The organism is Candidatus Pelagibacter communis, from assembly GCF_001179925.1.
Taxonomy (GTDB): Bacteria; Pseudomonadota; Alphaproteobacteria; order Pelagibacterales; family Pelagibacteraceae; genus Pelagibacter; species Pelagibacter ubique_E.
The window spans coordinates 1-14,294 of the sequence record NZ_CVSF01000031.1 but is presented as its reverse complement, the minus strand read 5'-3'; the positions used below and the strand labels follow the sequence as shown (position 1 = coordinate 14,294).

Below are 14,294 nucleotides of genomic sequence, written 5' to 3'. Positions count from 1 at the left end.
ATATGAAACTGGCTAAAAGTTTAGAAAGATTAGGAACGGAGTCTGCATTTACGGTTCTTGCTGAAGCAAAGAAATTAGAAGCTCAAGGAAAACCTATGATCCACTTAGGATTGGGACAACCAGATTTTAAAACTCCAAAACATGTAGTAGAAGCTGCTAAAAAAGCACTGGATGATGGACATCATGGATATGTTATGTCAAATGGTATTCCCGAATGTCGTCAAGCGGTAACGAGATGGATAAAAAAACGTTACAATGTTGATGTTGATGCTGAAAGAATACTTATTATGCCCGGTGGAAAACCGACAATGCATTATGCTATACAATGTTTTGGCGAACCAGGAGCAGAAATTATACACCCTACACCAGCTTTCCCAATTTATGAATCGATGATTAATTACACAGGTTCAAAATCTGTTCCATATGATTTAACAGAAGATAAAGATCTTAAATTCAATCCTGATAAAATATTATCTTTAATTACTGATAAGACTCGATTATTAATTTTAATTAATCCAAATAATCCAACTGGAAGTTTTGTTGAGAAAAGAGATATTGATTTTTTAGCTGATGGTTTGAAAAAACATCCTCATGTAACAATCTTAAGTGATGAAATTTATAGTAGACAAATTTTTGATGATAAAGAAATGCCTTCTTTTTTTTATTATCCAGAATTAAGAGAAAGGTTGATAGTTTTAGAGGGGTGGAGCAAAGCTTATTCAATGACAGGATGGAGACTTGGTTGGAGTTTTTGGCCACAACACTTGATTGAACATGTTAATAAATTATTAATTAATAGTGTTTCTTGTGTAAATGCTGCAGCTCAATTTGCTGGAATTGCTGCATTAGATGGTCCAGATGACTCTATTAACGAAATGATGGAAAAATTCACTCAAAGAAGAGATTTAATTCATAAAGGTTTAAATGACTTACCAGGTGTAGAGTGTAGTTTACCTGGAGGAGCTTTTTATGCTTTTCCAAAAGTAATTGGTACCGGGATGAATGGCGCAGAATTTGCAAGGAAGGCAATGCATGAAGCCGGAGTAGCAATTGTACCAGGTTCAGCCTTTGGTGAAACTTGCCAAAATTACGTTAGATTTAGTTTTGCAGCCTCTAGGGATAATATTTCTCAAGCGCTAGAAAATATAAAGAAAATGCTTAGTAAATAAGATTTATTTTTTTCTAATTCTTTTATAATATTCTAAAATATGAATGAACAAGTCCAAGCGGAACTAAAAAAAATGCTTAATGGTAGATTTTCTACCTCCGAGTCTGCCAGAGCTAATTATGCTCGAGGAGAAGATACCTATGATCCAGTTTTATCTCAGGCAGTAGTTTTTCCAGAGACCAATGAAGAAGTTTCAAAAATACTTAAATTATGTAATGAGCACAAAATACCTGTTGTTCCATTTGGAACAGGAACTTCTTTGGAAGGAAACGTTGTAGGTAACAAGAATGGTATAACTATTTGTTTGGAGAAAATGAATAAAATTTTAAATGTTAATGTTGAAGATTTCGATTGCAGAGTTCAAGCTTGTGTCACAAGAGAACAATTGAATGAGTTTTTAAGAGAGGATGGAGTTTTTTTTCCAATTGATCCAGGAGCAAATGCTGCTTTAGGTGGAATGGCCTCGACTTCTGCGTCAGGTACAATGGCTGTAAAATATGGGACCATGAAAACAGTTATTTCAGGTCTTACGGTAGTTTTGCCAAACGGTGATATTATAAAAACTGGTGGCAGAACTAAGAAAACATCTGCAGGTTATAATTTAACAAATCTATTTATTGGATCAGAGGGAACTTTAGGTATTATTACTGAGGTTCATTTAAGGCTATCTCCAATACCAGAAAGTATTATGAGTGCTGTTTGCCATTTTCCTACTTTAGAAGATGCTGTCATGACAGCTCAACAAGTTATTCAGTATGGTGTACCAATAGCAAGGATTGAGATGCTTAATAAAGAACAAATGGGAATTAGTATAAATTATTCGAAACTAAAAGACATTCAGGCAGTACCAACTTTATTTTTTGAATTTCATGGATCTGAAACTTCTAATAATGAAAATATAAAAATTGTAGAGGAAATATCAAAAGACAACAAGGGTAGCTCATTTAAGTGGGCCAAAGATTTAGAGGAGAGAAATAAAATTTGGAAGGCAAGGTGGGATGTATATTACTCAGTCAAAGCTCTAATCAACAATGGTAGAGTATATTCAACTGATGTATGTGTTCCTATCTCAAAGATTACAGAATGTGTAAAATTTGCAGAAGAGCAAGCAGAAAAATTTGGAGTTAGAGCTCCAATGGTAGGTCATATGGGTGATGGGAATTTTCATGTGATATTACCTTTTGATCCAGAAAAAAAAGAAAGTTACAACAAAATTAGATCTTTTAATGATACACTAATAAAAAAATCGTTAGAACTTAATGGAACTATTACAGGCGAACATGGTGTAGGGCTCCATAAAAAGGAGTATTTACTAGAACAACATCCTGATAATATCCCAGTAATGAAATCAATCAAAAGAACTTTAGATCCGAACAATATAATGAATCCAGGCAAGATATTCGATCTTAACTAGTCTAAAAGAAATCATATGAAAAAAATTTTGATAACAAGAAAATTAATTAAAGATAGTGAAGATAAAGCTTCAAAAACTTTTGAGCCAATATTCAATTCTAACGATGAGTTGTATTCTCATTCAAAAGTAATTGAAATGAGTAAGGGTTGTGATGGTATATTAACATCACTAACGGACAAGATGGATAAGGAAACAATTGATAAATTGCCAGACACAATTAAGATTATTTCAAACTTTGCAGTTGGTTTTGGTAATATAGATTTAGAAGCTGCTAAAAAAAGAGGTATTGCGGTAACAAACACTCCTGAAGTTTTATCTGACGCCACAGCTGAAATAGGAATATTATTAATATTAGGTGCTTGTAGAAGAGCGGCTGAAGGGATCGAGTCTGCTAGAGAGGGTGGTTGGAAATGGTCAGCAGACTATTTAATCGGAAAACAATTAACTGGAACAAGACTAGGAATTTTAGGAATGGGAAGAATAGGTCAAAAAATTGCAAAAATAGCAAGGTCATTTGGGATGATAATTCATTACCATAATCGATCAAAATTAAGTGATGAGAAAGAACTTGGAGCTATTTACCATAAAGATGTTAAGAGTCTTTTTTCTGTTTCTGATGTTTTGTCAATTTGTTGTCCGGCAACAAAAGAGACCGAAAACATGATAAACAAAGAAACAGTTGAATTTTTTCCAAAAGGAGCAGTTATTACTAATGTTGCAAGGGGGGATATTGTTGATGATGATGCTCTAATAGATGCATTAAATAGAAGAAAGATTTATGCGGTTGGATTAGATGTTTATAAAAATGAGCCAAATTTAAATCCTGGTTATCGTAAAATAAAATCTGCATTTATTTTACCTCATCTAGGAAGTGCTACTAAAGATACTAGAATTGCCATGGCTAATTTAGCTATTGATAATATTGATGAGTTTTTCAAAACTGGAAATTGTAAAAACAAAGTAAATTAATTCTACTATAGATTGTAAAAAATTATATTCCTGCGACACATCAGTTTGTTTTTAGAAAGACTCTAATGTCATTCTGTGCTTTAATTATGGGAGTTAATTAACTTTAATAGGAGAAATAATGACTAAAGAAAATAAATCATTGAAGGTGAAAACATCTTCAAGACGTAAGTTCTTTAAGACTGCTGCTAAGACTGGTGCTTTAGCTGCAGCCGCTGTTGCAATGCCTTATGTTAAGGCAAATGCTGCAACAACATTGAAGATGCAAGCTGCATGGCCTAGTGGAGCTAACATCTTTTTTGAAATGGCTGGTGACTATTGTAACATGGTTAAGGAAATGTCTGGAGGTTCGCTTCAGATTGATCTTCAACCGGTTGGAGCAGTTGTTAAGACTTCAGAAATCGGACAAGCAGTCAGTTCTGGTGTAGTTGATATGGGTCACTGGGTGACAGCATATTGGTATGGTAAAAATCCAGCTGCATCATTATTTGGAACTGGTCCTTCATACGGTATGTCATCTCAAGAAGTTATGGGATGGATGGAGTATGGTGGAGGAAGAAAACTATATGACGAAACTCTTGCAAAAGTAGGTTTCGACTACATTGGTTTTTTCCATATGCCTATGCCAGCACAGCCTTTTGGTTGGTTCAAAAAGAACGTAACTAAAGTATCTGATGTTAAAGGTATGAAGTACAGAACAGTTGGTCTAGCGACTAACGTTTTAACTGCAATGGGAATGGTAGTTAGACAATTGCCAGGTGGTGAAATTCAGCCAGCTATGAAAACTGGTTTGATTGAAGCTGCTGAGTTTAACAACCCAACTTCAGACTCTCAATTTGGTATGCAAGACGTTTCTAAGCACTATCACTTAGGAAGCTTCCACCAATCTCAAGAGATGTTTGAAATACCAGTTAACAAAAAAACATATAATAGTTTATCACCTGCACACCAAGCAATATTGAAAAATGCTGCTTATGCTGCAAACAGTGATAACTACTTTAAAGCTTTAGTAAGATACTCAGCTGACTTAGCTAAGTTAATGAATGAGCATAAAGTAAATGTTTACCAAACTTCAGATGAGATTTTAGCTCAACAATTAAAAGGTTGGGACAAAGTAATTGGCGACTTCAATAAGAAAGATCCTTTCTTTAAGAAGATTGTTGATTCTCAAAAAGCTTATGCGAAGAGAGTAATGAAGTACTTGCTGATGAATCAGCCTAATTACAAACTTGCATATGAAAATGAGTTTGGTCCAATTGGAAAAGTTAAGATATAATTAACTTTTACAAATTTTAATGAGGGGGCTTCGGCCCCCTTTTTATTTGATTAATCCATAACAATTCAATAAAAGTTTATATCTATGATGAGATCTTATATAAAATTCGCTGATCGATTGAGTGTCTCAATGGGTAAAGCATTCTCATGGTGTATAGTAATTTTGATGGGTGGAACATGTTATGAAGTTTTTATGGCATATGCTTTAAATGCCCCAACCTTATGGAATTTCGATTTTAGTCTTCAGATGTATGGTGCAATTTTTATGATGGCAGGAGCTTATACTTTATGCACTGAAGCTCATGTAAGAGGAGATGTTATATACAGGTTATTTTCTCAAAGAACGCAAGCTTGGATAGATGTAGTTTTATATTTTATTTTCTTTTTTCCTGGTGTCATTGCATTAGCCTTTTATGGTTATGAATATGCAGCACTTGCGTGGAAGATTAAAGAAACAAGTTGGAATAGTCCTGCACAAATTCAAATTTATATGGCAAAATCTTTAATACCTTTATCTGGAACGCTTTTAACACTCCAAGGAATTGGTGAGGTATTTAGATGTATCATTTGTATTCAAACAGGTAGTTGGCCTGAAAGAGGTACAGAGCGCGACGCTGAGGAAACTGAAAAAGTATTAATGAGAACTTCACAAGAAGGAAACAAAGAAGATGTTATTTAGTTTAACAAATCCAGAAGTAGCAATTATGATGATGGGGATATTTCTATTTGCCGTTCTACTAGGCTTTCCTATTGCGTTTACTTTAATGGCAATGGGTTTAGGTTTTGGATACTACGCTTACTTTGATCCTACTAAGATGGAGCATCTCTTTGATAATAGGATATTCCAACTTTTTGTTCAAAATACTTATACTGTAATGGATAACAACGTATTGACCGCAGTTCCCCTCTTTTTGTTTATGGGATATTTAGTTGAAAGAGCTGGTATTGTAGCAAAATTATTTTTTGCAATAAGACTAGCATCTCACAAACTTCCAGCTTCAATGGCAGTTGCTGCATTAATTACCTGTGCATTATTCTCTACTGCTACGGGTATCATAGGAGCAGTAGTAACGTTAATGGGTCTTCTTGCTTGGCCAGCAATGATTAAAGCTGGTTATGATAAAAAATTTGCATCTGGAATTATCTGTTCAGGTGGTTGCTTAGGAATTTTAATTCCACCTAGCATTATGTTAATCGTCTATTCTGTAATTGCGCAATTATCTCCTTTAAGATTGTTTGCAGCTGCAATCTTTCCAGGATTGATGCTAGCAGGACTTTATATTGGTTACGCAGTATTTAGGGCCTGGATGAATCCATCAATAGCGCCAAAACCTGCAGCTGAGGAGATACCTCCTACTGCGGTAATTATGAAAGAAGTTTTAGTTTCTTTCCTACCTTTATTTTCTTTAATAATTCTAGTTTTAGGAACAATACTAGCAGGTATAGCAACTCCAGCAGAAGCTGCAGCTGTTGGTGCATTTGGTTCATTAGTGCTTTCATATTTTTATAAAACTCTTAAATGGAAAAATTTTAAAGAGTCAGTTTTTCTTACGGCAAAAACAACAGCAATGATTATGTGGTTATTTATTGGTTCTTGGACATTTGCCTCAGTATTTTCATACCTTGGTGGTCATGAAGTTTTTGAACATTTTTTCAAATCGTTAAATTTACAGCCTTGGCAGTTTTTAGTAATTACCCAATTAATTATATTTTTATTGGGATGGCCTCTAGAGTGGACTGAGATATTAATTATATTTGTACCAATCTTTTTACCATTAGTTGAGTTCTTTGGTGTAAATCCATATTTTTTTGCAATGTTAATCGCATTAAATTTACAAACCTCATTTCTGACACCCCCCATGGCAATGTCAGCTTATTATCTGAAAGGAGTTCAATCAAAGAATGTTGAACTTATGGAAATTTTTGGAGGAATAATGCCTTTCTTAGGAATTGTAATTTTAGCGATGGTTTTAATGTATCTATTCCCAGGAATAGCACTTTGGTTACCAGAGACATTATTTGCAAATTAAGTTTTAAATGACAGATATATTTTCTTTAAGTCTTGATGAACTAGCAAAAAAAATAAAAGATGCTGAGCTTTCATCAGTTGAAGTTTGTGAAAAATATATAGAAAGAATTAATAAGTTTGAAAAAGATGTTAAGGCCTGGGCTCATTTTGATAAAAAAGTTTTACTAGAAAAAGCAACTGAGGCTGATGATCATAGAAGATCAGGAAAACCAGTAGGATTATTGCATGGAGTTCCGATAGCGGTAAAAGATATTATCGGTACTGTTGATATGCCCACAGAATGTGGAACTGTAATTAGGAAAGGAAAATCATATTCTCAAAATGCAGAAATAATAGATTTGCTTCATGCATCAGGAGCAATTGTTATGGGCAAAACAGCAACCTCAGAACTTGCCTATTTAGGGCCTCCAGCCACAACTAATCCTCATGATAAAAATAGAACACCAGGTGGTTCATCTAGCGGATCTGCAGCCTCGGTTGCTTCATTTATGGCCCCAGCTTCTATTGGCTCTCAAACAGGAGGATCTGTAATTAGACCAGCATCTTATTGTGGTGTCGTCGGTTATAAACCAAGTTATGGGCTTATTTCAAGAAATGGAGTTTTAAGAACTTCATACAGCTTAGATCAAATTGGTATGTTTGGACGTAAAGTTGAAGATGTGGCTATGTTAGCAAAGGTATTAATTAAGAAAGATAAATATGATGCAGCTACAATTCATTATTCTACCGACAATATTTTAACTGAAACGAAGAAAGGTCCAATTTTTGAACCTAAATTTATTTTTTATAAAACTGATCATTGGAAAATAATTGATAAAAAATCACGAGAGTCTTTTGAATATTTTATCAAATCCTTTAAAAAAAATATTGATATATTTGATACACCCTCATATTTTAAAGATATACACAAATATCATCAGATTATTCACGAAACAGACTTGGCTAATAATTTTTCTGTTTACTTTAAAAAATTTAAGAAGAAACTTTCTAAGTATATGCAAGACGCTATTTCAAATGGGAATAAATATACTGCAAAAGAATATGCTGAAGCGATTGACTTCATGAAAAGAAGTTACGAGTCATATGAAGAAGTATTTGAAGATTATCATGGAGTTTTATCCCCTTCTAGTCCCGGTGTTGCCCCTAAAGGATTGAAGAGCACTGGAACAGCAGAATTTAATAAAGTCTGGTCATATCTAGGCACACCATGTATTTCGCTGCCTTTACTTGAGGGTGAAAATAATCTACCATTAGGAGTACAATTAATTGGTAACAAATATGATGATCATAGATTTTTAGGTGTTGCCAATTGGTTAGAAAAGGAGTGTCAAGAATAATTGTATGAATAAAATAACAACAATAATAGGTTTATCTTTTGCCGTTTTCTTTTTAATTGGTCTAGCAACCACTCTTACCAGATCAATGATGATCGGATTTTTAGATGTGATACCTGTTTATCTGTTAATGGGCACTGCTATCATAATGATGATTTACGAAGCCTTCTTCGATAAAAGTTAATTAATCTTAAATTGAATAATTCGAAAAAAAATTTTTTTTCATTCTCATTATTATTTATCCAACCAATTTTCATGGCCAGTAATCTTGTTGTAGCAAGAGGTGGAGTTGATTTTGTCCCTCCAATATCATTAGCTTTTTGGAGATGGACACTAGTTTTTTTTATATTATTACCTTTTACTTACATAACATTAAAAAAAAATTTTAAAATCATTCAAAAGGAATACAAAAAATTATTTTTTTTAGGATCTATGGGATGTGGAGTATGTGGAGCCTTTCCATTTTTGGCTGGCGAAACTACAACTGTAACGAACATGGGAATCATTTATACATCTTCACCAATATTTATAATCTTGATTTCATACTTTTTCTTTCACGAAAAAATGAATTTAACAAAAATAATTGGATTAATTACGTGTTTAATAGGAGTTTTTATAATTATCATTAAAGGAGATTTAAATTTATTAATTAATTTACAATTTACAATTGGTGATTTGTGGATGTTGGCTGCCGCAATAGGATGGGCATTATATTCTATTTATTTATTTTACTGGAATTCAGAACTTAAAATTTTTGAAAGATTTACTTTAATATCATTTTTTGGAGCTTTAAGTTTATTACCATTCTATATTGGTGAAGAAATATTTTATAAAGAAACAGTTTTTATACCTGAATTTTATTTTTGGGTAATTTTTGCTGCGATTTCACCAGGAATAATAGCTTTTACGCTTTATACTGTTGCTCAAAAAAAATTAGGCGCATCTTTGACAGGATTTACTCTTTATGTTTTTACAGTATATGGAGCAATTTACGGGTATTTTTTATTTGATGAACAATTTGAGAATTACCATTTTATAGGAACGATCTTAGTGTTTTTTGGCATATATTTAGCAAAGAAAAAAAATGTTAAAAAAGTTTAGGAATAAATTGTTGTTATTTTTTCAAATAGTTATTTTTGTTTATTTTTTAATCTTAGTTTTTTTATATTTTTATCAGAGAAATTTATTATATCATCCGAATGAAAATAATTATTCCGGTGATCAAATATCAGTCCCCATAGAAAAAGTAAAAATAAATACAGAGGATAATATTGAATTATTGGGCTGGTTTCATGAAAAAGACTTACAAAAATATAAGACAGTTTTATATTTTCATGGAAATGCTGGCTCTCTTGAAAATAGAATTCATAAATTAAACCATATCCATAAAATGGATGTTAATTTTTTAATAATTGCCTGGAGAGGTTTCAGTGGCAATAAAGGTAAACCATCTGAAAAAGGTCTTTATGAAGATGGAAGCAGTGCAATAAATTGGTTAGTTGGAAAAGGTGTCAAAGAGGAAAACATTGTCATTTATGGCGAGTCATTAGGAACTGGAGTTGCAATTCATTTATCACAAAATAAAAATTTTGCTGGCGTTGTATTGGAAACTCCTTTTACTTCTATGATTGATGCAGCAAAAATATTTTATCCATACATACCTGTAAGTTTATTGTTAAAAGATAAATTTGATAATAAAAGCAAAATTAAGAATATAAAAGTTCCAATTTTAATAATGCATGGTGAGGCTGATCAAATAGTTCCATTTTTTATGGGAAAAAAAATGTATGAAAAAGCAAATGAACCAAAATATTCTTATTTCACCAAACATGACAATCATATGATGGAGTACGATGAAAACCTTGTTAAAGCCCTTAACTCATTTTTAAAAAGTTTAAATTAAGCCACAATCTCAACAAATATATTTCAGAATTAAAATTTATTAAAAGATAATGAAAAAAATATCTTTTTTATTTACTGTATTATTTATTTTAATTAATAATGCTTATTCACAAGATGAATTTTTTCAACCAGATGATTTGTTTCACATAGATCATATGGACTCCCATAACAAAGAATTTAGCTTATATTTTAAAGGTAGAGAAAAATCTATTTTAGCTAGAGGCGAAAATGATAACTATATTAATGATTACCCGAAAGATCTTTATATTTATAATCATTTAACAAAGTCCTCTTCACCTTTAATTTCTTATGAGTGGTTTCCTTCACAAGCTAAATATTTTTTACAAGAATATGATTTCCCAGTATTTCCTGATGATTTTGCATATTATTTATTAAAAGATGACAAAACATTAGTAATGATTAGCGCCGTAAAAAGTTTAAATGCTAATTTTAAATATGATATCAGTAGTAAAAAACTAGAACTTTATCATACCACTGGTAAATTTGATTTTATAATCTCTTCATTTTCTAAAGATTGTGGTCATTATAAATTTAATGATAATTACAAGTGTAATATCTATAAACCTTTGATTTCTAGCAATTTAATTAATTAATTTGAGTAAAAGCTTCTGCAAATTTTTCTGCTTCAAATAACTGCAGGTCATCTTCTTTTTCACCTAAGCCTAGTGCGATAATTGGAATTTTATATTTCCTCGCCAATGCTAACAAAATTCCTCCTTTAGCTGTACCATCTAATTTTGTCATCACAATACCTGTTATTGGTATAATCTTATTAAATTCTTCGACTTGATTTAATACATTTTGCCCCGATGTTGCATCTAAAACTAAAATAACATTGTGCGGTGCGTTGGGATCTATTTTTTTTGTGACATTAGCTATCTTTTTATATTCTTCCATTAGATTTTTTTTATTTTGAAGTCTTCCTGCTGTATCTATTAAAACTTGATTAAAATTGTTTTTAATGGCTTCATCCACTGCCTTAAAAGCAACAGAGGCCGGATCTGCGCCTTGGGACGACTTTATTATTTGAACATCTACTTTATTTGCCCAATTTTCTAATTGTTCAATTGCAGCAGCTCGAAAAGTATCTGAAGCTGCGAACATTACTTTATTACCGTTAGTCTTTAATATTTTCCCTATTTTACCAATAGTTGTTGTTTTACCTACTCCATTCACTCCAGAAATCAAAGTTGCATTAAGTTTTTCTTTTTTTTCAAAAAAAGAATTATGCTCTAAAGGTTTCATCAATGAAATTATATATTCTTTTAAAATAGAATTTATTTCTTTAGTTAATTCTTTTTTGGGATCAATTTTCTTTTTTGAAACTATTTCTTTAATTTCAGAGGCAGCCTCAACCCCAACATCTGATTGAATTAAAAATTCTTCAATTTTATTTAAATTTTCATCGTTAATTTCTTTTTTGATAATTATTTCTTTAAGTCCAGATGTGAAAGCAGATGCACTCTTTTGAAATCCAATTTTAAATTTATCAAAGATACCCATTATAATTTTATATTAATTTCCTTAATATCTGAGACAGGTCCTCTCATATGAATTGAATTATTTTCATCTATTAAAATTGATAATTTTCCAGTTGAAAATTCTATATCAGTTTTATTTTCTGTAAGATTATTTAATTTACCAGCATATGCTGTAGCACATGCTGCAGTTCCACACGCTTTAGTGAGACCAGCTCCTCTTTCCCATACTTTTACTTTGATTAAATTTTTATCGATAACTTGAGCAATTGTAACGTTACATTTTTCAGGGAATAATTCGTGATTTTCTATATCAGGGCCAACAGTTTCTATATCAAAATCCTCAATCTTTTTTACAAAAAAAACAACATGTGGATTACCAACATTAATTGCTGTGCCACCTATATGCTCGTTATTATTTCTATCAATAATTTTAATTTCTAAATTTTTTGTATCCATTTCTTTTGATAAAGGAATTTTATTCCATTTCAATCTTGCTTTACCAATTTCAGTTATAACAATTTTTTTATCTAATATTTTAGATTTTAATTCTCCAGATAATGTATTTAAAATTATTGATTTATCATTTTTCTCTTTTGAAATTAAATCTGCAACACATCTTGTTCCGTTCCCACACGCTCCAGACTCTCCCCCATCTGAATTAAAAAATCTCAAACTAGCATCTGCAGAACTATCTGACTCTATAAATATTAGCTGATCGCAGCCAATAAAATTTCTATCACAAATTTTAACTATTTGATCCTTTGTTAGATTGATAATTTTTTGTCTATTATCGATAATTACAAAATCATTACCTAATCCATCCATTTTAAATGCTTTGAAGTCCATATATAGTTATTTAACTTATTTATTGACTTTTTGAACCTCTATTATAGTTTGTGGCAGTTTCCGCAAAAACATTAAATTTGCGGTGTCTTTGGAAACAAAGAGATCGACATTAGTCAGCGAGGGTTCGCCCACTAGTGCGATTACTGCTGTGTGAAATAAAAATGTTTGAAAATTTAACAAATAAATTTGAGGAAGTTTTTTCCTCTTTGAAAAAAGCTCCATCACTTGATGAAAATCAGGTTGATGAAGGTTTAAGAGGTATAAGACAAGCTTTATTAGAAGCCGATGTGTCTCTTGAAGTTGCTAAAGATTTTATTGAAAAAGTTAAACCTAAAGCTTTAGGACAAGAAATTATCAGATCAACATCTCCTGGGGACATGGTAGTGAAGATTGTTTATGATGAATTAGTAAATCTTTTAGGCGAAAAAAATAATGATTTAAATTTAAATGCTGTTCCACCAGTGCCAATGATGTTAGTTGGGCTACAAGGCTCTGGTAAGACAACCACAACTGCTAAACTTGCAAGATATTTAGAGATTACAAAAAAAAAGAAGGTAATGATGGTTAGCTTAGACATTTATAGACCAGCTGCCCAAGAACAATTAAAGTCCTTAGGTGAACAAAATAATATTTTAACCCTCCCAATAATTGAAGGTCAGCAACCTAGTGATATTTGTCAAAGAGCAATTAGTGCAGCAAATTTAAATGGTGCTGATATCATCTTATTCGATACTGCTGGTAGAACACAAATAGATTTGCAGATGATGAGTGAAATCAAACAAATCGAAAATACTATTAAACCTGCGGAGATCTTTTTAGTTGCAGATTCGCTTACTGGACAAGTAGCTGCATCAGTAGCAAAAGAATTTAATAATACAGTAAATTTATCTGGAATTATTTTAACAAGAGCAGACGGGGATGCCAGAGGTGGAGCTGCTGTTAGTATGAAATTTGTTTCACAGGTTCCAATAAAATTTTTAGGTATTGGTGAAAAAATTGAAAATCTTGAGGTTTTTCATCCAGATAGAATCGCCAACAGAATTCTAGGGATGGGAGATATTGTTTCTCTTGTTGAAAAAGCAGCCCAAGATCTTGGAGAAGAAAATATTAAAAAAACAGAAGAAAATTTAAAAAAAGGACAATTCTCAATGCAAGATTATTTAATTCAATTAAGACAAATGAAAAAAATGGGTGGGATCGAAGGCGTAATGTCTTTTATGCCAGGTGTTTCAAAAATAAAATCTCAAATGGATGCGGCTGGTATTGATGAGAGCGTTATTACAAAAAACGAGGCTATAATTTTATCGATGACAAAAAAAGAAAGAGAGAACCCAAAATTAATTGACGGTTCTAGAAAAAAAAGAATTGCTAATGGTTCTGGAACTGATCCAGCCACTATCAATAAATTGTTAAAACAATTTAAAATGATGTCTGAAATGATGAGAAAGATGTCGAAAGGAAATCTGAAAGGTATGTCTGATAAAGGAATACCTCCAGAATTATTTAATCAATTAAAATAAAAAAGGAGAGTAAATGTTAAAACTTAGATTATCAAGAGGTGGAACGAAGAAGAGACCAGTCTACAAAGTCGTTGTAGCTGATAGTCGTTTTGCAAGAGATGGACGATTTATAGAAAAAGTTGGTTTTTTTAACCCTCTATTACCTAAAGAAAAAAAGGATAGAATAGGATTAGAGGCAGAAAGAATTAAATATTGGTTAGGCCAAGGTGCACAACCAACTACAAGAGTAGCAAGAATCTTGGGCGAAAATGAGTTAATGCCAATGCCTGCTAATGGTAATAATCCTCAAAAAGCTATTCCAAAAAAAGATAGAAAAAAAGAAGGGTCTGATGATGCTA

At 31.9% G+C, this 14,294-nt stretch carries 15 protein-coding genes; 13 read left to right on the top strand and 2 right to left on the bottom strand.

Annotated features, from left to right (window positions below; genetic code table 11):
- Positions 1-2 precede the first annotated feature (2 nt).
- The 11 genes from AMN70_RS02085 (at position 3) to AMN70_RS02040 (ending at position 10,702) form a co-directional block, all read left to right on the top strand.
- Positions 3-1,169 (top strand): pyridoxal phosphate-dependent aminotransferase, encoded by a 1,167-nt coding sequence (locus tag AMN70_RS02085; protein ID WP_075501356.1) that lies wholly within the window; start codon positions 3-5, stop codon positions 1,167-1,169.
- Between the two features lie 39 nt (positions 1,170-1,208).
- Positions 1,209-2,582 (top strand): FAD-binding oxidoreductase, encoded by a 1,374-nt coding sequence (locus tag AMN70_RS02080; RefSeq protein ID WP_075501355.1) that lies wholly within the window; start codon positions 1,209-1,211, stop codon positions 2,580-2,582.
- 15 nt (positions 2,583-2,597) lie between these two features.
- The gene (locus AMN70_RS02075) at positions 2,598-3,551 is read left to right on the top strand and encodes a 2-hydroxyacid dehydrogenase (RefSeq protein WP_075501354.1); all 954 of its coding nucleotides are present in this window, start codon (positions 2,598-2,600) and stop codon (positions 3,549-3,551) included.
- Between the two features lie 118 nt (positions 3,552-3,669).
- Positions 3,670-4,824, top strand: coding sequence for a TRAP transporter substrate-binding protein (locus tag AMN70_RS02070; protein WP_075501353.1), 1,155 nt, complete (start codon positions 3,670-3,672; stop codon positions 4,822-4,824).
- 87 nt (positions 4,825-4,911) lie between these two features.
- Positions 4,912-5,502, top strand: a complete 591-nt coding sequence (locus tag AMN70_RS02065) for a TRAP transporter small permease subunit (RefSeq protein ID WP_179850330.1) — start codon at positions 4,912-4,914, stop codon at positions 5,500-5,502.
- Positions 5,492-6,853, top strand: a complete 1,362-nt coding sequence (locus tag AMN70_RS02060) for a TRAP transporter large permease (RefSeq protein WP_075501351.1) — start codon at positions 5,492-5,494, stop codon at positions 6,851-6,853. The genes AMN70_RS02065 and AMN70_RS02060 overlap by 11 nt, the downstream gene beginning before the upstream one ends.
- A 7-nt stretch (positions 6,854-6,860) precedes the next feature.
- A complete protein-coding gene (locus AMN70_RS02055) occupies positions 6,861-8,189 on the top strand; it encodes an amidase (protein WP_075501350.1) in 1,329 nt (442 codons plus the stop codon).
- 4 nt (positions 8,190-8,193) lie between these two features.
- On the top strand, positions 8,194-8,370 hold the full coding sequence (locus tag AMN70_RS05650; protein WP_179850370.1) for a hypothetical protein: 177 nt from the start codon (positions 8,194-8,196) through the stop codon (positions 8,368-8,370).
- Between the two features lie 11 nt (positions 8,371-8,381).
- Positions 8,382-9,287: a DMT family transporter gene (locus AMN70_RS02050; protein ID WP_075501349.1), complete on the top strand. Its 906-nt coding sequence runs from the start codon at positions 8,382-8,384 to the stop codon at positions 9,285-9,287.
- Positions 9,271-10,089, top strand: a complete 819-nt coding sequence (locus AMN70_RS02045; RefSeq protein ID WP_075501348.1) for an alpha/beta hydrolase — start codon at positions 9,271-9,273, stop codon at positions 10,087-10,089. Before AMN70_RS02050 ends, AMN70_RS02045 begins: the two co-directional genes overlap by 17 nt.
- 49 nt (positions 10,090-10,138) lie before the next feature.
- Positions 10,139-10,702, top strand: coding sequence for a hypothetical protein (locus tag AMN70_RS02040; protein ID WP_075501347.1), 564 nt, complete (start codon positions 10,139-10,141; stop codon positions 10,700-10,702).
- On the opposite strand, the gene ftsY is transcribed toward AMN70_RS02040, so the two are convergent.
- Both ftsY and dapF read right to left on the bottom strand, forming a co-directional pair.
- Entirely contained in the window at positions 10,695-11,612 is a 918-nt protein-coding gene (gene ftsY, locus AMN70_RS02035) for a signal recognition particle-docking protein FtsY (protein WP_075501346.1), read from the bottom strand. The genes AMN70_RS02040 and ftsY overlap by 8 nt on opposite strands.
- The gene (dapF, locus tag AMN70_RS02030; protein ID WP_075501345.1) at positions 11,612-12,436 is read right to left on the bottom strand and encodes a diaminopimelate epimerase; all 825 of its coding nucleotides are present in this window, start codon (positions 12,434-12,436) and stop codon (positions 11,612-11,614) included. Before dapF ends, ftsY begins: the two co-directional genes overlap by 1 nt.
- A 161-nt stretch (positions 12,437-12,597) precedes the next feature.
- Here dapF and ffh point away from each other — a divergent pair, with 161 nt between their 5' ends.
- Both ffh and rpsP read left to right on the top strand, forming a co-directional pair.
- The gene (gene ffh, locus AMN70_RS02025; protein ID WP_075501344.1) at positions 12,598-13,956 is read left to right on the top strand and encodes a signal recognition particle protein; all 1,359 of its coding nucleotides are present in this window, start codon (positions 12,598-12,600) and stop codon (positions 13,954-13,956) included.
- 13 nt (positions 13,957-13,969) lie between these two features.
- On the top strand, positions 13,970-14,294 hold a 325-nt coding region (gene rpsP, locus AMN70_RS02020), incomplete at its 3' end, for a 30S ribosomal protein S16 (protein WP_075501343.1).

Excerpts from the sequence above, each read along its gene's own strand:
- AMN70_RS02085 (WP_075501356.1), top strand. The coding sequence starts at position 3 with ATGAAACTGGCTAAAAGTTTAGAAAGATTAGGAACGGAGTCTGCATTT.
- AMN70_RS02080 (WP_075501355.1), top strand. The coding sequence starts at position 1,209 with ATGAATGAACAAGTCCAAGCGGAACTAAAAAAAATGCTTAATGGTAGA.
- AMN70_RS02075 (WP_075501354.1), top strand. The coding sequence starts at position 2,598 with ATGAAAAAAATTTTGATAACAAGAAAATTAATTAAAGATAGTGAAGAT.
- AMN70_RS02070 (WP_075501353.1), top strand. The coding sequence starts at position 3,670 with ATGACTAAAGAAAATAAATCATTGAAGGTGAAAACATCTTCAAGACGT.
- AMN70_RS02065 (WP_179850330.1), top strand. The coding sequence starts at position 4,912 with ATGAGATCTTATATAAAATTCGCTGATCGATTGAGTGTCTCAATGGGT.
- AMN70_RS02060 (WP_075501351.1), top strand. The coding sequence starts at position 5,492 with ATGTTATTTAGTTTAACAAATCCAGAAGTAGCAATTATGATGATGGGG.
- AMN70_RS02055 (WP_075501350.1), top strand. The coding sequence starts at position 6,861 with ATGACAGATATATTTTCTTTAAGTCTTGATGAACTAGCAAAAAAAATA.
- AMN70_RS05650 (WP_179850370.1), top strand. The coding sequence starts at position 8,194 with ATGAATAAAATAACAACAATAATAGGTTTATCTTTTGCCGTTTTCTTT.
- AMN70_RS02045 (WP_075501348.1), top strand. The coding sequence starts at position 9,271 with ATGTTAAAAAAGTTTAGGAATAAATTGTTGTTATTTTTTCAAATAGTT.
- AMN70_RS02040 (WP_075501347.1), top strand. The coding sequence starts at position 10,139 with ATGAAAAAAATATCTTTTTTATTTACTGTATTATTTATTTTAATTAAT.
- ftsY (WP_075501346.1), bottom strand. The coding sequence starts at position 11,612 with ATGGGTATCTTTGATAAATTTAAAATTGGATTTCAAAAGAGTGCATCT.
- dapF (WP_075501345.1), bottom strand. The coding sequence starts at position 12,436 with ATGGACTTCAAAGCATTTAAAATGGATGGATTAGGTAATGATTTTGTA.
- ffh (WP_075501344.1), top strand. The coding sequence starts at position 12,598 with ATGTTTGAAAATTTAACAAATAAATTTGAGGAAGTTTTTTCCTCTTTG.